Source organism: Pseudomonas fortuita, assembly GCF_026898135.2.
Lineage (GTDB): Bacteria > Pseudomonadota > Gammaproteobacteria > Pseudomonadales > Pseudomonadaceae > Aquipseudomonas > Aquipseudomonas fortuita.
This window is the reverse complement of sequence record NZ_CP114035.2, coordinates 5,257,285-5,275,396: the sequence shown is the minus strand read 5'-3', so window position 1 is coordinate 5,275,396 and position 18,112 is coordinate 5,257,285. Positions and strand designations below refer to the sequence as shown.

General features: G+C 63.8%; 18 protein-coding genes and 2 pseudogenes. 9 read left to right on the top strand and 11 right to left on the bottom strand.

The window, feature by feature from the left end:
* The first annotated feature begins 47 nt into the window (after nucleotides 1-47).
* Nucleotides 48-485, top strand: coding sequence for a prepilin peptidase (locus OZ911_RS24165; protein ID WP_016489052.1), 438 nt, complete (start codon nucleotides 48-50; stop codon nucleotides 483-485).
* A gap of 279 nt (nucleotides 486-764) precedes the next feature.
* Here the strand turns inward: OZ911_RS24165 and OZ911_RS24160 are convergent, their stop codons facing one another.
* The 8 genes from OZ911_RS24160 to cpaB are packed head-to-tail and all read right to left on the bottom strand — an operon-like array spanning nucleotide 765 to nucleotide 8,174.
* Nucleotides 765-1,028, bottom strand: coding sequence for a DUF3613 domain-containing protein (locus tag OZ911_RS24160; RefSeq protein WP_016489051.1), 264 nt, complete (start codon nucleotides 1,026-1,028; stop codon nucleotides 765-767).
* A gap of 15 nt (nucleotides 1,029-1,043) precedes the next feature.
* Nucleotides 1,044-1,745 (bottom strand): tetratricopeptide repeat protein, encoded by a 702-nt coding sequence (locus tag OZ911_RS24155; protein ID WP_024717469.1) that lies wholly within the window; start codon nucleotides 1,743-1,745, stop codon nucleotides 1,044-1,046.
* A 10-nt stretch (nucleotides 1,746-1,755) separates the two neighbouring features.
* Nucleotides 1,756-2,643, bottom strand: a complete 888-nt coding sequence (locus OZ911_RS24150; RefSeq protein ID WP_023047446.1) for a type II secretion system F family protein — start codon at nucleotides 2,641-2,643, stop codon at nucleotides 1,756-1,758.
* Between the two features lie 2 nt (nucleotides 2,644-2,645).
* The gene (locus tag OZ911_RS24145) at nucleotides 2,646-3,527 is read right to left on the bottom strand and encodes a type II secretion system F family protein (RefSeq protein ID WP_060517424.1); all 882 of its coding nucleotides are present in this window, start codon (nucleotides 3,525-3,527) and stop codon (nucleotides 2,646-2,648) included.
* Nucleotides 3,524-4,780 carry a TadA family conjugal transfer-associated ATPase gene (locus OZ911_RS24140; RefSeq protein ID WP_016489047.1) on the bottom strand — a complete coding sequence of 419 codons (1,257 nt, stop codon included), beginning with the start codon at nucleotides 4,778-4,780 and terminating at the stop codon, nucleotides 3,524-3,526. The genes OZ911_RS24145 and OZ911_RS24140 overlap by 4 nt, the downstream gene beginning before the upstream one ends.
* Nucleotides 4,777-5,967 (bottom strand): CpaE/TadZ family protein, encoded by a 1,191-nt coding sequence (locus tag OZ911_RS24135; protein WP_016489046.1) that lies wholly within the window; start codon nucleotides 5,965-5,967, stop codon nucleotides 4,777-4,779. Before OZ911_RS24135 ends, OZ911_RS24140 begins: the two co-directional genes overlap by 4 nt.
* Nucleotides 5,964-7,202, bottom strand: a complete 1,239-nt coding sequence (locus OZ911_RS24130; protein WP_023047443.1) for a type II and III secretion system protein family protein — start codon at nucleotides 7,200-7,202, stop codon at nucleotides 5,964-5,966. Before OZ911_RS24130 ends, OZ911_RS24135 begins: the two co-directional genes overlap by 4 nt.
* 18 nt (nucleotides 7,203-7,220) lie before the next feature.
* Entirely contained in the window at nucleotides 7,221-8,174 is a 954-nt protein-coding gene (gene cpaB, locus OZ911_RS24125) for a Flp pilus assembly protein CpaB (protein WP_016489044.1), read from the bottom strand.
* 292 nt (nucleotides 8,175-8,466) lie between these two features.
* Here cpaB and OZ911_RS24120 point away from each other — a divergent pair, with 292 nt between their 5' ends.
* Together OZ911_RS24120 and OZ911_RS24115 are read left to right on the top strand one after the other, a co-directional pair.
* On the top strand, nucleotides 8,467-8,637 hold the full coding sequence (locus OZ911_RS24120; protein ID WP_016489043.1) for a Flp family type IVb pilin: 171 nt from the start codon (nucleotides 8,467-8,469) through the stop codon (nucleotides 8,635-8,637).
* Between the two features lie 22 nt (nucleotides 8,638-8,659).
* The gene (locus OZ911_RS24115; RefSeq protein ID WP_016489042.1) at nucleotides 8,660-9,067 is read left to right on the top strand and encodes a response regulator; all 408 of its coding nucleotides are present in this window, start codon (nucleotides 8,660-8,662) and stop codon (nucleotides 9,065-9,067) included.
* A 65-nt stretch (nucleotides 9,068-9,132) separates the two neighbouring features.
* Here OZ911_RS24115 and OZ911_RS24110 read toward each other — a convergent pair whose 3' ends face one another.
* Together OZ911_RS24110 and OZ911_RS24105 are read right to left on the bottom strand one after the other, a co-directional pair.
* Complete coding sequence (locus OZ911_RS24110) at nucleotides 9,133-9,480, bottom strand: HPF/RaiA family ribosome-associated protein (protein WP_016489041.1); 348 nt, start codon at nucleotides 9,478-9,480, stop codon at nucleotides 9,133-9,135.
* Between the two features lie 606 nt (nucleotides 9,481-10,086).
* A pseudogene (locus tag OZ911_RS24105) lies at nucleotides 10,087-10,399 on the bottom strand (FecR family protein); the annotation flags it as partial.
* Between the two features lie 330 nt (nucleotides 10,400-10,729).
* Here OZ911_RS24105 and OZ911_RS24100 point away from each other — a divergent pair.
* The 6 genes and pseudogenes from OZ911_RS24100 (at nucleotide 10,730) to OZ911_RS24075 (ending at nucleotide 17,096) form a co-directional block, all read left to right on the top strand.
* On the top strand, nucleotides 10,730-11,035 hold the full coding sequence (locus tag OZ911_RS24100) for a DUF3649 domain-containing protein (protein WP_016489040.1): 306 nt from the start codon (nucleotides 10,730-10,732) through the stop codon (nucleotides 11,033-11,035).
* Nucleotides 11,032-12,606 carry a PepSY-associated TM helix domain-containing protein gene (locus tag OZ911_RS24095; RefSeq protein WP_023047438.1) on the top strand — a complete coding sequence of 525 codons (1,575 nt, stop codon included), beginning with the start codon at nucleotides 11,032-11,034 and terminating at the stop codon, nucleotides 12,604-12,606. The genes OZ911_RS24100 and OZ911_RS24095 overlap by 4 nt, the downstream gene beginning before the upstream one ends.
* The gene (locus OZ911_RS24090; RefSeq protein ID WP_016489038.1) at nucleotides 12,606-12,932 is read left to right on the top strand and encodes a DUF3325 domain-containing protein; all 327 of its coding nucleotides are present in this window, start codon (nucleotides 12,606-12,608) and stop codon (nucleotides 12,930-12,932) included. The genes OZ911_RS24095 and OZ911_RS24090 overlap by 1 nt, the downstream gene beginning before the upstream one ends.
* A gap of 4 nt (nucleotides 12,933-12,936) precedes the next feature.
* Nucleotides 12,937-13,512: an RNA polymerase sigma factor gene (locus OZ911_RS24085; protein WP_016489037.1), complete on the top strand. Its 576-nt coding sequence runs from the start codon at nucleotides 12,937-12,939 to the stop codon at nucleotides 13,510-13,512.
* Nucleotides 13,509-14,488: pseudogene (locus OZ911_RS24080) on the top strand (FecR family protein). Before OZ911_RS24085 ends, OZ911_RS24080 begins: the two are co-directional and overlap by 4 nt.
* A gap of 217 nt (nucleotides 14,489-14,705) precedes the next feature.
* The gene (locus tag OZ911_RS24075) at nucleotides 14,706-17,096 is read left to right on the top strand and encodes a TonB-dependent siderophore receptor (RefSeq protein WP_023048850.1); all 2,391 of its coding nucleotides are present in this window, start codon (nucleotides 14,706-14,708) and stop codon (nucleotides 17,094-17,096) included.
* Nucleotides 17,097-17,209: 113 nt separating this feature from the next.
* On the opposite strand, the gene OZ911_RS24070 is transcribed toward OZ911_RS24075, so the two are convergent.
* Nucleotides 17,210-18,085 carry a helix-turn-helix domain-containing protein gene (locus OZ911_RS24070; RefSeq protein WP_016489034.1) on the bottom strand — a complete coding sequence of 292 codons (876 nt, stop codon included), beginning with the start codon at nucleotides 18,083-18,085 and terminating at the stop codon, nucleotides 17,210-17,212.
* Nucleotides 18,086-18,112: the final 27 nt, after the last annotated feature.

Genomic DNA, 18,112 nt, shown 5'->3' with positions numbered 1-18,112 from the left:
GAGTAACAGCATAGAACCGATCGACGAACAGGGATGGCCATTTGCCTATGCATAGCCTTGCAGTGCTTGTCTGGCTTGTGTTGTGCGCGGGGCAGGATGCCTGGGAACGGCAGATTTCCAATGTCCTGACGCTGGGTGCTGCCGCCTGTGCGCTGGCCTGGTTGCTGGCCACCGGGCACAGTTGGCTCGGTGCCCCGGGCAGCGATGCCGCGCTGGCTTTCGTCATCGTGCTGCTGCTGACGCTGCCCGGCTATATGCTGGGCCAATTCGGGGCTGGCGACGTCAAGCTGCTCGGCGCACTGGCCCTGGCCAGCAGCCTGGCCCACGTACTCGGCACTTTTATGGGTGCCGGTGTGGCACTGGTTGTGTGGCAAATGGTACGGCGCAGGGCACGCCAGCCGGGGGAGAAAAGGCCGTTTGCGCCCTGCTTGCTGGCCGGTTTTGCCGTTTCGCTTGCCTGGCTTGAGTATCGCGTCGCCTGTTAGATCGAGCGCCGCCCGCGCGGCGCATCGCGACGCAAGGCCGCTCCCACATTCGTTTCGGGCCAATCCCGCTTGTGCCATTAGCGCGCGACCCCTTGTGTGTTCCATTCGCTATCGAAGGTTGCGTCGCCGCTTCTCTGCCATCTCCAGCCGTGCACCCAGGGAGCGCGCGCCGATGGCGCAGGAATAACTGGCCCGAAACAGATGTGGGAGCGGCCTTGCGTCGCGATGCGCCGCGCGGGCGGCGCTCGATCTCCCAGGCGACGCAAAAATACCCGCGAACTAATTATTGCGCTCTGCCATCTTGGTCCAGCGGTAGAAGTCGGGGATTTCATACTTGTAGGTATCCAGCCAGCGCTGCATGGACTGGTCACGCTCCCGCGCGGTTTGCACCTGCAGGCGCCTGGATGCCTGCTCGCCGCTGGACTGCACGCGCAACAGCCGTTCGGTGGCCGTTTCGTCCGGAGCGGCATGGGGCGGGTATTGCTCGGCCATCAAAGTCGCGCTGCCTACGCAGCAGGCCAGTAGCATCACGTACCTGATCATGATCACCTCCGTGTATCAATTGACCATCATGTCCGGGGCCCTGGCCGATGCGATCGGGCCTCGGCCGCCGGCCTTGATCTTGCTGGCGCGTGCCTGGGCTTCGGCAAATTGCCCCGCTTTGAGCTGCAGCCGGCCTACCAGGTCGGTGGCCTGCTGCCAGTTGTCCTGCACCAGCGCCAAGGTCACCAGGTTGACCGCAGGCAGCGGGTTGTCGTCTTTCAGTTCGATGGCCGTCAGCAACTCGAAGCGCGCCTGCTCATAGCGCCCCAGGTTCATCAGCACCACGCCAAGGTCGTTGCGCACCCGCTCATCGGTAGGCGCGAGCCTTACTGCCCGCTGGAGGTTCTGCAGGGCCTGGACGTCGTCGCCCCGGGCCGAGGCCAATTGGCCAAGGCCATGTTCGCCTTCGGCGGCCAGGCAACCGCCCAGCAGGCTGCGGTACAAAGGTTCGGCCTCGCTGAGGCCAAGCAGCCGTGACACCTTGGCCTTGCGCAGGCGAACCTGTTCGAAGGTGTCCGGCAGTTGCTGCAGGTGGGCCAGGCTGGCGTGTGGGCGCCCGTCGTTGAGCATTTCGTCTGCCAGGTTCAATGACAGTTGCTGGTCGGCGTCAGGCTTGCTGCAACTGGCGGTGGCGAACAACTGGCGCAGCCCTTCCGGCTGTTGCCCGGCGCATCCGGTCAGCAACACCAGGCTTGCGCACAACAGGATTGTCTTCATCATTCAGTCCTCATGGGCTCAACGCCCGCGCCAATGCAGAAAAGCCTGGCCCGGCAAGGACAATGAGCAAGGCCGGAAACAGGAACACCATCATCACTGCCGACATCTTTGCCGACATCATCGATACCCGTTCTTGCAGGCGGGTCAGGCGACGGTCGTCGAGCAGCGCCTTCAGTGCCTGCAGCGACTTCATCGCGCCGCTGCCTTGTGCCAGCAATTGGCGCAGGATCACGCAGGTATCGGTGAACTCATCCACAGCCAGCAGCTGGGCGACTTTTTCCAGCTCCGGGCCCAGCGCCATGCCTGAATCCACCCGTTGCAGCACCTGGCGCAACTCTGCGCTGATGTGCGGGATCAGCGTTCGGCCTTCCTGGCTCAGCACACGCAGTGCCTGCTCGACGGCCAGGCCGGTCTCGAAAAGAATCCGCAGCAAGGGGATCATCAGGCTGACTTCTTCGGCGATGCGCTGCTGGCGACGTGCCGCAGCCACGGCCAGCAGGCGCTTGGGCAGCAGGTAACCGACGCCCAGCGCGCACATTGGCCAGACCACCCAGCCGGCTGCCGCGCTGCCCTTGAACCCCTGTTGCAACAGCAGTGTCAGCATCACGGCCAACAGCGGCAGGCCTAGCTGAACAGCGGCAAACAGGGCGCGCTGGCGGCTGCGGCGCCAGCCGATACGTTCGAGCAGGGCCTGGCTTTCGCCGTCGAATCTTTGCAAGCGCTGCCCCCACGCGCTGCTGCCCAGCCAGTGCAGCCAGTCGCCCAGGCGTTCGTCGCGGGTTAGTCGCCCCTGCAGGCGTCGGGTCACCAGTACCCGCGCTCGCCATTGGCGAATGACCTGCAGGCCAAACAGGCTGGCGGCAATGAACAGGCACAGGGCGCAGATCAGCAAGGCCATGGTCACAGGCTCCTCATCATTCGCCACAGCACCAGGCAACCGAGCACCTGCAGGGCAAAGGCCAGCAACAGCATCATCTGGCCGCTGCTGTCCCGCCACATGGCCAGCAGGTAATGCGGGTTGGCCATCAGGAAGTAGCCGACCATCGCCAGCGGCAAGGAGCCGAGAATGATCGCGGTGATGCGGGTCTCGCCGGTCATCGCCTTGAGCTGACGCGCCCCTTGTTCACGCTCGCGGATCAGTTTGATCAGGTTTTCCATCAGCTCGCTGGCATTGCCGCCGTAACGCTGGTTGATGCGCAAGCCAAGGGCGAACAGCCGCAGTTCGTCCTGCTTGTGCAGTTCGGCCAGCTCGCTCACAGCATCCTCCAGCGCCACGCCCAACTGTACGTTGCGCCGCACCCGCGCCATGGCTGAGCGCAGGGGATCGCGGCTACTGTCGATACCGCCCAGCACCGCGTCATTGAGGGTGCGGCCAGCCTTGAGGCTGCGCACGCTGTAGTCCAGCAGGCCAGGCAACTGGTCGACGATTTGCCGCATCTGCCGGCGGCTTTGCCAGCTCAGGATCAGGTACGCAAGGGTTGGCAGGCCGACCAGCAGCATCAATGCGGCCACCCAGCCGGCGGCGATCAGCCCCAGCAGCACCACGCCCAGCCACGCCAGCAACCAGCGCTGTGGCTCGATGTCGACAGCCCCCAAGCCGGCGCGCTGCAGCAGGGCGTCGAGCCATTCGCGCCGGGCGGTGCCATTGCGCACAATGCTGAACGCCCGCCCCAGGCGTTGCAGGATGCGCTCTTCGTGCCGCTTGTACAGGCTACGGCGCAACAGCAGCAGGGCGACGCCCAGCAGCAGCGGGGACAGCGCCAGCAGCAAGGGGCCGGTCACAGCACGCCCTCTGCGCGCAGCTTGCTGCCCGCCGGGTTGGGTGCTTCGCGCAGAAAGGTATCGCCGCCACGACGATCGAGGCGGAACAGGGTGTTGGTCACGTACACCTCATCGCGCACGCCGACCACTTCCAGCACCTCGCTGACGCAGCGTCGGCCGTCGGGCAGGCGGGTCAGCTGGATCACCACATCCAGCGCCGCGCAGACCATCTGCCGCAAGGTCTTCTCGGCAATCTGCCGGCCGCTCAGGCCGACCAGGGTTTCCAGGCGCAGCAGCGCATCCTGTGCGGTGTTGGCGTGCACCGTGCTCATCGAGCCATCGTGGCCGGTGTTCATCGCAGTGAGCACGTCGAGCACTTCGCTGCCGCGGATCTCGCCCAGAATGATGCGGTCTGGGCGCATGCGCAGGGCGTTGCGGATCAGTTCGCTGGCCTTGATTTCGCCATGCCCTTCGGCATTCGGCGGGCGGGTTTCCAGACGCACCACGTGGGGATGGTGCAGCTGCAGCTCGGCGACGTCTTCGATGGTTACCAGGCGTTCGCGGGGCGCGATCATCTGGCTGAGGATGTTCAGCAGGGTGGTCTTGCCGGTGCCGGTACCGCCACTGACCAGGATGTTGCAACGTTTGCCCACGGCGCGTTCGAAGAAGTCGAAGATGGACTGGTCGATGGCGCGTGTGGCCAGCAGGTCGGCGCTCTTGAGCATGTCCTGGCGGAACTTGCGGATCGACAGGCACGGGCCGTCCAGCGCCACAGGCGGAATGATCGCATTCACCCGGCTGCCGTCGGGCATGCGCGCGTCGACCATTGGCGAGGATTCATCCAGGCGCCGGCCAAGCGGCGCGAGGATGCGCTGCATCACCCGCTCCACATGGTGAGCGTCGATAAAACGCAGGTCGGTCTGTTGCAACAGGCCCGCCCGTTCCACGAACACCCGATGGGGGCCGTTGACCAGGATTTCCGTAACGGTGGGGTCTCGCAGCAACACTTCCAGCGGGCCGAAACCGGTCAGCTCATCTACCAGCTCTTCGGCCAGGCGCTCCATTTCGTAGCGCGACATGGCCAGGCGCAGGCGCGCGACGTAATCGCCCACCTGCTCCAGCACGAACTGGGTCAGTGCTGGCCGGGCGCCTTCGAGCAGGTTGCGGCCGCTGTCCTCGATGGCGTCGATGGCAAAGCGGTGCAGTGCACGCTTTAGCGCGTAGGGGTCGCCGGAGGCGTGTTGCTGGCCACCAAAGGGTTGGTCATTGCTCATTTGCTCCCCCAAAGCCGACGCAGCCAGGTGAAGGCGGGTGGTGCGAGGTTTTCCGAGCGCCGTGCCAGGCGTTCGCCGAGGCTGCGCAGGGCTTGAGTGAGGTTTTCACGCGGGGCCAGTTCGAACAGGCTCAGGCCCTGGTTCTTCACATTCAGGCGCACTTCGGGGCTGTAGGGGATGGCCTTGAGCAAGGGCAGCCCGTAGCGTTTGGCCAGGGTATCGGCATCGGGTGCAACGTTGCTCAGGTAGCGGTCCACCAGCAGGCTGGCGTGCTCCAGCTTCATGCCGTGGTCACGCCACAGGTCGAGCACTTCAAGGTTGCGCCGGCAGTCGAGGATATTCTGGTCGGTGTAGACGATCAGTTTGTCGCAATGGCTCACCAACGTGCGCAGGGCTTCGCTGTCGGCATGCCCAGTCAGGTTCACGACAATGTGCTGGAAGTGCTGGCGCAGGGCGCTGAGCAGCATGTACAGCTCGGCGGCGCTGGTTTGTTGCAGCGGGTCGTCGGCCTCGGCGTAAGTGAGCAGGCGCAAGCCTTTCTTGTCGCGCGTGAATGCGCTGTCGATCAGTGTGGTGTCGAGGCGGCGCAGGTGGCGCAGGGCGTCGCCGAAAAAGAACGAAGCCTCCAGGCCGAGCAGCGCCAGGCTGTCGCCACGCGGCAGCCCCAGGTCCAGCAGCAGGGTTTGCTGGCCGCTCTCCTGCACCACCCGGGCCAGGTGGGTGGTGAGCAATGCGCCGTCTGCATTGGCTTGTACACCGAACAGCACGGTCAGCCCGCCAAGGCTGGGGTTGCTGGTCACCGCCGGCATGCGCTTGCCCAGGCGCCTCACCAGCCCGGCCACTTCGCTGGGACGTGAGCCATAGGCGACGAAATCGCGGGCGCCTGCGCGCATGGCATGCAGCACCAGTTGGTTGTCCATGCCATCGCCAAGGGCGACAATCGCCAACATCGGCCTGGCCTCCAGCACCCCCTCGATCAAGGCGCACTGGCTGACCAGCTGTTCGCGGTCCAGGCCGATGAACATCAGGTTGCTGAAGGTGGCGTTGACCAGCGCCAGCAGCTCGTCGAGGCTGCCGGCAGTGGCACCGATCACCTGGCCTTGCGGCGCCAGTGCGCCCTGTAGCCAGTGCAGGTCCTCTTCATTGCGGGTGATGGCGAGGAAGGTGGGGTTCAGGCTCTCGTTCATTGGGATAACCCACCCTTGCCATCAAAGTTGCCGTTTTCCAGGAAGAACAGGCGCCCCCAGCTGGGGTCGTAATTGCGCAAGTTCTCACCCGGCAGTTCCGGCAGCCGCGCGTTGGCGGCCAGCGGCTGGACCAGGTGTGGAGTTACGATCATCAGCAGTTCGGTTTCTTCGCGTTTGAGCGTCGATTGCCGGAAGAATGCGCCCAGGATTGGGAGGTTACCGAGGCCAGGCAGTTTGTCGACATCGGACCTGGTGTTGCTGCTGACCAAGCCGCTGATGATGAAGCTTTCGCCATCGGCAAGGGCAATGCTGGTGTCGGTGCGTCTTACGGTCAAACCCGGCACTTGCGTGCCGGCGATGGTTACTACGTTGCTGTAGTCCAGCTCGCTGACCTCCGGCGCCACCTTGAGGGTGATCCTGCCGGGGCTGATGATGGTTGGTGTCAGCGCCAGACGTACGCCGAACTCCTTGTATTCGATGGACACGTTGTCGCTGCCCGAGCTGGGGACTGGAATCGGAATTTCGCCACCCGCCAGGAAGCTTGCGGTCTGGCCGCTGAGTACGGTCAGGCTCGGGCGGGCCAACGTGTAGGCGAAGCCGCTGCTTTCCAGTGCGTTGATCATGGCAAGGAAGCGGCTACTGCCGCCGCCCCAGACGATGTTGAAGACGTTCTCTGTGAGCGGGATCTCCGGGTTCGCAATGGGTACCGAACCTGGGGATACAGAGGTGTTAGGCACTGTTCCAGGCGCACCGATCAGGCTGTTGTTCGAACCCTTGAAGAACAGCCGTGCGCCAGCTTCTCTGTACTTGTTTCGGCGTACTTCCACGAAACGGATATCGGCCTGCACCTGGCTGATCAGTTGTGCATCCTGCGATGGCAAAAAACTGTCTTCGGCCATGTCGGCACTGGCCCGGCCTTTGACGAATACCATGGCCCGGTGCGGTGACGGGGCGCATGCTGTCCACAGCATCAACGTGGTATTGCCCTGGCCCACTGCGGTAATCACCACACCGCGGTCACCGCTGGCCTGCACATCGGCCACCTTGGGCTCGCCTACGGCAACCCGGCTGATCGCCAGTGGCAGGCGCAGTTCCTGCTGCAGGCCCTGGTCTATCTCGATGACCGAAGGGAGCTGACTGATCGCCTCGCAGCCTTTGCCCGCTGCCTGGGCCTGGGGCAACAGCGCGGCCAGCAGCCCGGTACAACATGCTTGTCTCAAAAAGGAACTACGCATCGCTGCATCCTTGCCGGGTCAGGGGGTTTTATTCGTATCGTCAGCCTGTGCGCCACGGATGATGTGCATGGCGGGTGTGGGTTTGCTGGTCGCCAGGCTGGCAGCGTTGGCCACCGGCGACTGGGAGAGCTGGCTGAAGCGGTAGAGTTCGCGGTTGGCGGCCTCCACCTGCGGTTGGGCACCGGGCTCGTTCCAGTACCGCGCCAGGCGCTGCTCATCGGCACTGCGCACGGCCAGGCGCAAGGTGCCAGCCTGGGCAGCCAGCATCAAACGGCTGGCCAAGGCCTCCGGCACTGCCAGCGCCACGGTGCGGGTACCTGTGCCGTTGTTCATACTGGCTTGTTCGCGCCGGGCCTTTTGCTCTTCGGCGGTCTGCGCCGGGCGGCCGTCGTTGGCCAGGCCCGTCTGGTCGCCGACACTGAGCACGCGCAAGGCCGGCAGCACCACTTGGGCGGAGGATTGCGGGTTGTTGGGCTCTTCACGCAGGAACAGCAACACGTCCACGTAGTCGCCCGGGCGCAGTTGGCCGGCGGCGCCGACCACTTCGTCCACACCGACTGCCACCGCCCGCTCGTTGGCACGGATCATCCGCGCCAGCGGCCCGCCAGCCTGGAAGCTGGACTCATCCAGCCAGGTGCCCGCTGCAAGTGGCCTGGCGCTGGTGCGCCCGATCACCTGGGCGGTTTGCTGGTAGGCCCCGGTGGGGGCAACCTGCAGGCGCTCGATCAGCACATCGTCTTCACTGACCGGCGTATTGGCGGGTAAAGCCTTGCGCAGGACGACCACGGCCGTACGCGGTGGCTCCGGTGGAGTGATGGGGGGTGGGGCGACGGCTGCAATCGGTTGTTCGGCCGCAGGGGTAACCGGTGCGGGCGTGGCCGCCGGGCGGCTCAGCACAACACCCCAGTAGCCGGCCAACAGCGCTGCCAGCAGGAAGAAAGCAGCCAAGGCTAGGGTCAAGCGACTGCTCATCTCGGCCTCCCTGCACGTTGCAACTGATGGCAAAAAGTCACTATTTCGCTATAGGACGGTAGCGCAGCCATTGCCATTTGCCATGAGCGGGAGGGCTTTTTTTTGGAATTGTGATTAAGTCGAGGCAATACAGAGGGTTAGCAGTATTGCGGGTGTTAATTCTCTTGAGCTAATCCTTTGTGATTAATCCTTTGATACATTTGCAGTCCGCCTCAGCTTGGCGATTCTTTGATGGCAAATAGGTGTCACTTTGATACCGCAATCGCCGGCATGTGCCGCAAGGAGCTGAGACATGAAACTGTTCATTCTGCATTGCATGACCTTCCTGCATCGCAAGGACGGTGCGTCCGGTATCGAATACGCGGTCATCGCGACGATGGTCGCAGTGGTGCTGGCCGCCTTCGTTGGCGACATCTCCACGGCCGTCAACACCACCTTCACCACGATCAAAAATGCCCTTTGACCGGTGAGCAGGAGCCAACGCCATGCAGAACGCTTTCTCGCGCCAGCAGATCCTTTTGGTGGATGACGAGCAGGACGCTCTGCTGGAGCTGGCCGAACTTCTCGAAAATGAAGGCTTCGCCTGCCTGACCGCGACATCGGTACAGGTTGCCTTGCAACAGCTTACCCGTCATCCGGACGTTGCCCTGGTGATCACCGACCTGCGTATGCCGGAGGAAAGCGGCATTGGTCTGATCAGGCGCATGCGCAATCACACGGCCCGCCAGCACCTGCCGGTGATTGTCATGTCCGGGCAGGCCGACGTGGATGACGTCAGTGAAATGCTGCACCTGCAGGTGGTGGATTTTTTCCGCAAGCCGCTTTATCACGCGCGTTTGCTGAAAACCCTGGAGAACCTGTTCCCCGTACCAAAGCTGAGGGTAGTGAGTTGAGGAAGGCCTTCAATGGCCTTTAATAAAAACGCCCGGCACTTGGCCGGGCGTTTTTCATTGTGCGGTCAGGCGTCCGGGTCGCTCAGTTCCAGGGCGCCGCGCTTGCTGCGCAGCTTGCCGTAGAAGTGTTCCAGCGCGTGGTTGAGCTTGGTGGCGGCACCGTCGACTGCCTGGTCCACCGAAGTGGCAGTGTGGGTCACGGAAATCGGTTGGTGGCCTTTGGGGCGAGCCTCCATCTGGCAGCGTTTGTCATGCGGTCCGGGCTTGGCGCCGTTCTCGTCGCGCAGGTGAACCTCGATGCGGGTGAGGTCTTCTTCGTAACGTTCCAGGGAGCTTTGCAGTGTACTGCGGACCCACTGGTCGAGACGGGCGTTGCTTTCGAAATGGTTGCTGCTGTTGACCTGGATTTGCATGATTCAATCCTTATTCAGCTTGCTCGCATGGAGACGCGCTCAGGTCCTTGAGACCCTTGGAATTTCTGCGCCTCTTGACTCTAAGGTCAGGCAACCGCGGACCGAATTCAAGCCCTTTTTGAAAATAAATTTCTTGTTGCAAATGGGGCTGGCAGGCGTGGCCACGCCGAGCGATGTGGTGAGCAGCAGGGCGTGGACGAGGGGGCTGGGGCGCAACGGCATGGGTCGGGTCCTTAGAGAGGGGGGCTGCCATGTCTGTCACGCAAGGTTGGGAAAATGGCTCAGTTGATTTGATCTTTTTTTTTGCGGGTGTTTTCGCCATGAATTTTTTGTCGCCTGTGAGATCGAGCGCCGCCCGCGCGGCGCTTCGCGGGGCAAGCCCGCTCCCACATTTGTTTCGGGCCAATCAGTCCTGTGACAAAGGAGCGCGATCGCCTTGGCGCATGGCTCGATATCGAGTCGTACAAACAAGGCGGTCGCGCGCCTCTCTTGCAGGCATAACTGGCCCGAAACAAATGTGGGAGCGGGCTTGCCCCGCGAAGCGCCGCGCGGGCGGCGCTCGATCTACGCCCCCCTGCAAAACCCGCGGCGGTCACCTGGTAGCCCTCACCCCACATCCACCATCACCCACGACCGGGTGAAGCGCCGCACCCGAACCGGCAGTGCTACCTCCAGCATTTGCAGGATGCGCTCACTGTCATCCAGCGGATACGACCCGGAAATCCGCCAGGCGCATCTGCGAGGCCACCAGCATGCCGTCGACCCAGGCGCCCACATTGTGGTCGAGCGCCGAGACCGACTGCCAGCCCCCGTTGAAGCGGCCGCCGTGCCGGTGTAGCGCCCCTTCGCCGGTACGCAGCAGCAATGGTCGGGGATCGTTGGCCACTTGCAGCGCCAGTTCACCTTCGAACAGCCGCACCCGGGTAAGCCAGTTGTGATGGGCGCGGTACAGGCCTTCGACCGTGGATGTGAGCGCGCTGGGCACCGTGATACTCCGGCGCTGTGTAGCGCAAATAGTAGTAAGAATTGTTCGCGCTGTATTGCAGGGCAAAGTGCTCGGCAATCTCCACCGGCCCTATCGCCCGCAAGCCAGCTCCCACAGAAGCCCGCTGTCTTCAAGCCCTGTGCAATACCGGTGGGAGCCGGCTTGCCGGCGATAGGGCCAGAACAGGCAGCACATCGCTAACTCTTTGCCTATGAGAATTGAAATCATTATTATTGCACCCCCAGAAAACATCCGGACCTTGCCATGACGCGCAAAACTGCCGGCCTTCCGCACAGCTATCGGCTGGCCGTTGCCTCACGCAGCCTGGCCGCGCTATTGGGCGGCTACCTGTTGGCGTCCATGGCCAGCGTCTGCATTGCCCTGGTAGTACCGCTGCCAACGGTCGATGCCACGCTGACCGGCCTGTTGTTGTCGTTCGTCTTTTACCTGCTGGCATTCATCTGGTGCTTTGCCTGTCGCAGCGCCTGGCGTGCCTGGCTGGGCGTGTTGGCGCCCAGCCTGCTGTTGGCCATGATCAGCGGCGTTGCCTACTGGATGAAAAACCCATGAAAGAAGGCTTCCGCCAGGCGATGGCCTGGCTGCACACCTGGACCGGCCTGATCTTCGGCTGGCTGTTGTTTGCCATCTTCCTGACCGGCACGTTGTCGTATTTCAAGGAAGAAATTACCCACTGGATGCAGCCCGAAGTGCGCAGTCATGCCTTGGACCCGGCCCTCAGCCTGGATAAGGCCCAGCAGTATCTGCAGGACAACGCCGGGCATTCCGCGTCCTGGTTCATCCGCATGCCCAACGAGCGCGAGGCGGGCCTGAGCGTTGGCTATCGCGATCCCAATGGCGGGCCGCGTGGCTTTGTCAACAAAACCCTGGATACGCAGACCGGCGAACCGGTTGAGGCGCGCGACAGCCGTGGTGGCGATTTCTTCTACCGTTTCCACTTCCAGCTGCAGATGCCATACCCGTTTGGCCGCTGGCTGTCGACCTTCTGCGCCTTCATCATGCTGCTGGGGCTGGTCACCGGCATCATCACCCACAAGAAGATCTTCAAGGAGTTCTTCACCTTCCGCCCCGGCAAGGGCCAGCGTTCCTGGCTGGACGGGCACAACGCCATAGGCGTGCTGGTGCTGCCATTCCACCTGATGATCAGCTACAGCAGCCTGGTGCTGTTCATGTACATGGTGATGCCGGCGGGCATCATGGCCAGCTATGGCAATGACACCGGCAAGTACTTCAACGACCTGTTCGGGCGCGACGATGCGCCCAAGGCAGCCCAACTGGCGACGCCGTTGGTCGCCCTGCCAAGCCTGTATGCCAAGGTGCAGGCGCTGCAGCCCGGGGCGCGCATTGGCAACATCCAGGTGCAGAACCCGGGTGACAGCAATGCCCGCGTCATCTTTACCCAATCGGCTGCCGACCACGTGGCTTATCGGCGCAGTGCCAACTGGACGTTTGACGGCGCCAGTGGCGCGCTGCTGAGCCAGGGCAAGCCAGAGAGCGGGGCAATGATGACCGCCTTCAGCTTTGCCGGGTTGCACATGGGCAACTTTGCCGGGCCCTGGCTGCGCTGGCTGTACTTCTTTTTTGGCATTGCTGGCACTGCGGTGATCGGCACCGGGCTGGTGATGTGGCTGGGCAAGCGCCAACTCAAACATGCCAAGCGCCCGCACATGCCGGGTGAGTTGCGCCTGGTCGAGGTGCTCAATATCGCCAGCATGAGCGGGCTGTTGCTGGCGGTGGCGGGCTTCTTCTGGGCCAACCGCCTGATTCCGGTGGGCATCGAGGGCCGCGCCAATTGGGAGGTCAATGCCTTCTTCATCGCCTGGGGCTTGTCATTGGTGCATGCCGTGCTGCGCAGCGGGCGCCGGGCTTGGGGCGAGCAACTGGCCCTGGGTGCGCTGGCCTTTGCCCTGTTGCCGCTGCTCAACGGCCTTGGCACCGACCGGGGACTGAACCATTCGTTGCAGGCGGGTGACTGGGCCATGGCGGGCTTCGACCTGACGGCACTGGGTACCGGCCTGTTCCTGGCCTGGCTGGCCGGCAAGATGCTGCGCAGCCCCAAACCGGCAGCCAGGCGAGCACGCGTGGCACAAAAACCGGGCACTGAAACGGCGCAGGTGAGCTGATGCTGGGTAACGCACTGATTGCATTCGCAGGCTTTGTCGCCCTGTGCCTGGCCATGGAAAAGCACTTCAGCGAACTGCTTGGGCGCAAGCCGCGCCCCGGGCAGTTACGGGTGTTGCGGGTTGCCGGTTGGCTGCTGCTGATGCTGTCGCTGGTCCTCAGCGTGCACCTGCGTGGTTGGGCCCATGGCTTGGTGGAGTGGACGGCGGTGATGATGGCGGGGGTGACCGTGTGGGTGTTTGGCTTGCCCTACCAGCCGCGCCTGCTGCTGGGCGCAGCTGCCGCCAGTGTGGTGCTCGGGCCTTTGCTGGCCGTGTTCGCTGTGTGAACCCGTGAGCGAGCAGAGGGATATCATCGAGCCCGAGGCCGACAGCGCGGGCGGGCGTGCACGTTTCGTCCAGGTGTTCCTGGCCCAGCGTGCGCGCATGGAGGCACTGGTCAGCCGGCGTGTAGGCTGTCGCGCCACGGCTTCAGACCTGGTCCAGGAGCTGTTCCTGCGTTTCTGGCGCCGCCCCGAGGTCAAGGTCGAGGCGCTGGACACGTACCTGTTGCGTTGTGCCGGCAACCTGGCGATCGACCACCTGCGCAGTGAAGGCAGCCGTGAACGCGTGGCAGAAGCCGCGCTGCCAATGGACGACACGGGCATGGCTCAGGCGCCCGAGCAGGCGCTGGAGGTCGACCACGACCTGCAGCGCATCGAAGCCGCCTTGCGCGCCTTGCCCGAGCGCACCCGGCAGATCTTTCTGCTCAACCGCATCCACGGCTGCAAGTACGGTGAAATCGCCAAGGCCATGCAGCTGTCCCAGAGTGCCGTGGAAAAGCATATGATGCGCGCCCTTGAAGCGTGCAAGGCGAGTGTTGCCGAGCCCGCGCCCACCCCACGCCGGCCTGGGAGTGCCCGTCGATGAGCCGTTTGCCCCCGATCACCGAGGCGCAGTCCCAGGCCGCTTTGCAAGGCTCAGCCGCATCAATGAGCAGCCCGCGCAAGCGGAAGGGGCTGCGTTCAAGCGCTGGTTGCTGGCCGACCCCGGGCACCGTGAGGCCTACCAACAGGCCCAGGCGCTGTGGCAGAAAAGCGCCGCTCCGGCCGCGCGACTGGCCGACGAAGAACAGGACGCCCTGCAGCACTACCTCAATGCAATGGCCCGGCCACCGACCCGTGGCCCGTGGCGGCGGATGGCGGCAATGGCGATGGCGGCCTGCCTGATGCTGGCCGTGGGCGTTGCCGGGGGCTGGCACCCGGGATACTGGTTGCAGGAGCTGCAGGCTGACTACAGCAGTGCCGGGCAGATTCGCCAGGTGACCTTGGCCGACCAGTCGCAGGTGACGCTTGATGCAGGTAGCGCCATTGCAGTCGATTTTGCCCAGGGTGAGCGCCGTGTGCGGTTGCTGCATGGCGCGGCATACTTTGAGGTCACTCATAACGGTGAGCCATTCGTGGTCGAAGCGGGCGGTGGCGAAGTGCGAGTGCTCGGTACCCAGTTTGAGGTGCGTGAGCAAGGCGAGGGCGCCCAGGTGACAGTGCGCAGTGGGCGGGTCAGGGTCAGCCCCGCGCAAGGCACTTTGGCGGGTGAACTGACTGCCAACCAGCAGGTGGCCTACAGCGCAGGCAGGGTAGGCGACACCTTGGTGGTGGACAGTGACAACCGCCTGGCCTGGCGGCAGGGGTGGCTGAACTATTACCAGGTGCCGCTGGCGCAGGTGGTCGAAGACCTTGGGCGCTATTACCCGGGGCGCATCCTGTTGCTGGATGGCGAACTGGGGCAGCGCAAGGTCAGCGGCAGCTTTCCGGTGACCGAGCCGCTGCTGGCGCTGGATTCGCTGGGCAAGGTCATGGGCTTTTCGCGGCAGACCGTGTTCGGGCGTTTGACCTTGATCCGGTAGTTGCCTGTGCCGGCCTCTTCGCGGGCATGCCCGCTCCCACAGGTACTGCACCGGATTTTGAACTTGTGCCATCCCTGTGGGAGCGGGCGTGCCCGCGAAGAGGCCGGTACAGGGAAAATATTTTCAGTTAGCGGGTGAGGTAACAGGACGTGGCATCCGTGTAATGAGTGAAAGTGCGATTCATTCGCAATCATCACCCTCTCACAGGTCAGCGTCCATGAAGTTCTCCCCGCGTTGCGTCCCTCTCTGGCTCGGCCTTGCTGCGCTGCCGGCCTTCGCCGTCGCCCCCCTGGCAAGCGCCGCCGAGCAGCTGCAGGCCTTTGCCTTCGCCCAGCCGGCCCAACCGTTGGCCCAGGCGCTCAACGCCTTCAGCCGCACCACCGGCCAGAGCGTGGTCTACACCCTCGAACTGCCAGGTGTACAGGCCCCGGCATTGAATGGCCGGTTCAGCGCCGAGCAGGCGCTGCAACAGCTGCTGGGCAACGCCGGGCTGGCCTGGCGGCGCGTCGACGCACGCACCCTGACCCTCGAACCCGCCGACACTTCAGGCGCCCTCAACCTGCAGGCCACCAACGTAACCTCGCAGCTGGACGACTACAGCTACCAGCCCCCGGCCAGCGCTTCGATCATGCGCGGGCAGGGGCCGAATCAGGACATCCCGCAGGCCATCAACGTGGTACCGGCCCAGGTCATCCGCGACCAAGCCCCGCGCAACCTCGATGATGCCCTGGCCAACGTCAGCGGCATTACCCAGGGCAACAACTTTGGCGGCACATCCGACACGGTGATGAAGCGCGGCTTTGGCGACAACCGCGACGGCTCGATCATGCGCGATGGCATGCCCATCGTGCAGGGCCGCAGCCTCAACGCCAGCACCGAGCGGGTCGAAGTGCTCAAGGGGCCGGCCTCGCTGCTGTACGGCATCCAGGACCCGGGCGGGGTGATCAACGTGGTCAGCAAGCGCCCACAACTGCAGCAGTACAACGCCCTGACCGTGCGTGGCTCGACCTACGGCAGCGGCAAGAACGGCAGTGGCGGCGGGCTGGACAGCACCGGTGCGCTGGGCGACAGCAACTTCGCCTACCGCCTGATCGTCGATCACGAAGACGAAGACTACTGGCGCAACTACGGCGTGCACCGCGAATCGCTGGTGGCGCCGTCGCTGGCCTGGCTGGGCGAAGACACGCAGGTGGTGCTGGCCTACGAGCACCGCGAGTTTCTCTACCCCTTCGACCGTGGCACCGCGTTCGGCAGCAACGGCCACCCGCTGAACATCCCCGCCACGCGCCGCCTGGACGAGCCGTTCAACGACATGGAGGGGCGCTCCGACCTGTACCGCCTGGAAGTCGACCATCAGCTGGCCGACGACTGGAAGCTGCACTTTGGCTACAGCTTCAACCGCGAGACCTACGATGCAAGCCAGGTGCGGGTGACCGGCGTCAACGAAGCCAAAGGCACGCTGACGCGCAGCATCGACGGCACCCACAACGCCATGAGCCGCGACCAGTTCGCTACTCTGAGCCTGGCCGGTAATGTGGAATTGGCCGGCATGCAGAATGATCTGTTGTTCGGCGTCGACCATGAAGACCGCAAAGTGTATCGCGGCGACCTCATTCGCCAGACTGCCCGCTCCACCTTCAGTTACCTGAACCCCGTTTATGGTCAGGAGGTGGAAGGCACCAGCGTACGAGCCAGTGACAGCGACCAGACCGACAAGCTGCGCACCGATGCACTGTTCATGCAAGACGCACTGCACCTGGACGAGCACTGGATACTGGTGGCCGGCGCACGTTTCCAGCAATACGACCAGTATGCCGGCCGTGGCCGGCCGTTCACGGCCAATACCGATACCAGCGGCCAGGCATGGGTGCCGCACGCAGGCATCGTCTACAAGGTTGATGACCAGCTCTCGTTCTATGGCAGCTACAGCGAGTCGTTCAAGCCCAACTCCAGCATTGCACCGCTGACCGGCGGTGTGGTGCTGGACGCTTCGGTCGCACCCGAAGAGGGCAAGTCCTGGGAGCTGGGAGCCAAGCTCGACATGCCCGGTAGCCTGACCGGTACCCTTGCGCTGTTCGACATTACCAAGCGCAACGTGCTGGTCGCCAATTTCGACAGCGGAACCGGCGAGACCGTCTACAGCAATGCAGGGGAAGTCAGTTCACGGGGTGTGGAGCTTGACCTGACCGGGCAGCTCAGCGAGCGCTGGAGCCTGATCGGCAGCTATGCGTTTACCGATGCCAAGGTGACCAAGGACCCTGATCTTGAAGGCAAACGCCTGCAGAATGTGGCCAGGCACAGCGGTTCGTTGTCGGCGGTGTACGACTTCGGCAGCCTGTTCGGTGGCGACAATCTGCGCTTGGGGGCAGGCGCGCGTTACGTGGGTGAGCGGGCGGGCAACGCGACCAACACTTTCGACTTGCCGTCGTACACCGTGGCCGACGCGTTCGCCAGTTACGAGACCAAGCTTGATGAGCACAACGTGCGTTTGCAATTGAACGTGAAGAACCTGTTCGACAAGGTTTATTACAGTTCGGCGGTGAACCAGTACTTCGTGGCGATTGGGGATGCCCGGCAGGTGAGTTTGTCCAGCACCTTCGAATTCTAGGTATTTGCGGCTGCTTTGCAGCCCTGTCGCGGCACAAGGCCGCTCCTGCAAGGGAACGATGATCCCTGTGGGAGTGGCCTTGTGCCGCGAAAGGGCCGCAAAGCGGCCCCATTTCACGCCTTGAATGCCGAGCGATATTCCCCAGGCGTTGCACCAAGCGCCTGCCGGAACCGGTTACTGAAATGGCTGGCACTGGCAAACCCGCACAAAAGGGCAATCTCCCCCAGCGGCATCACCCCCAGTTGCAGCAGCTGGCAGGCCCGGTGCAGTCGCCGGGCCAGCAGGTATTGGTGCGGCGGTAGCCCGAAACTGGTACGGAACATGCGCGCAAAGTGGTATTCGGACAAGTTGCAGCGCAAGGCCAGTTCACCCAGGGTAACCGGCTGGTCCAGGTGCGCCTCGATGTAGTCGACCAACTGCCGGCGCAGGTTCGGCGCCAGCCCGCCTTTCAGGCGCAGGCCCTGGCGCAGCCCCACCTGGCTGAGCAGCGCATGGTCGACGATCTCGTGTGCCAGGCTGCTGGCCAGCAGGCGCTCGCCGGGCTCGTCCCAGTCCAGCTGAATCAGGTGGCGAAAACGTGCGGCCTGTTGCGGGTCGTCCAGAAAAGTCGCTTCCTGCAATTGCAGCTCTCGCGGTTCCCGATCGAGCAGGCGCACGCAGCCCAGGGCGAACTGTGCCTCGCTGACATACAGGTGGGCCAGGCGGATTGCACCATTGACCACCCAGTTCGATTCCTGCCCGGCCGGCATCACGCACAGCTTGCCGGGCGCACCTTTGTCGGCCGGGCGCTGGCGGCGGAAGGTGCCGGTGCCGTCGGCGATGTAGCACGACAGGGTGTGATGGGTCGGCGCCTGGTAGTCGCGGGCATCGTCGCGGTTGCTCCACAACGCCCCCGCCAGCCCATCGCCCAGGTGTGCGCTGAGTTCCAGCCGGGCGTGGGGCGAGGCGTGCATGGCGTTGAACACTTGCAGCTGGGTGAGTGGCGTCATGGGTGGTTCCTCTGACGGCCATCGTAC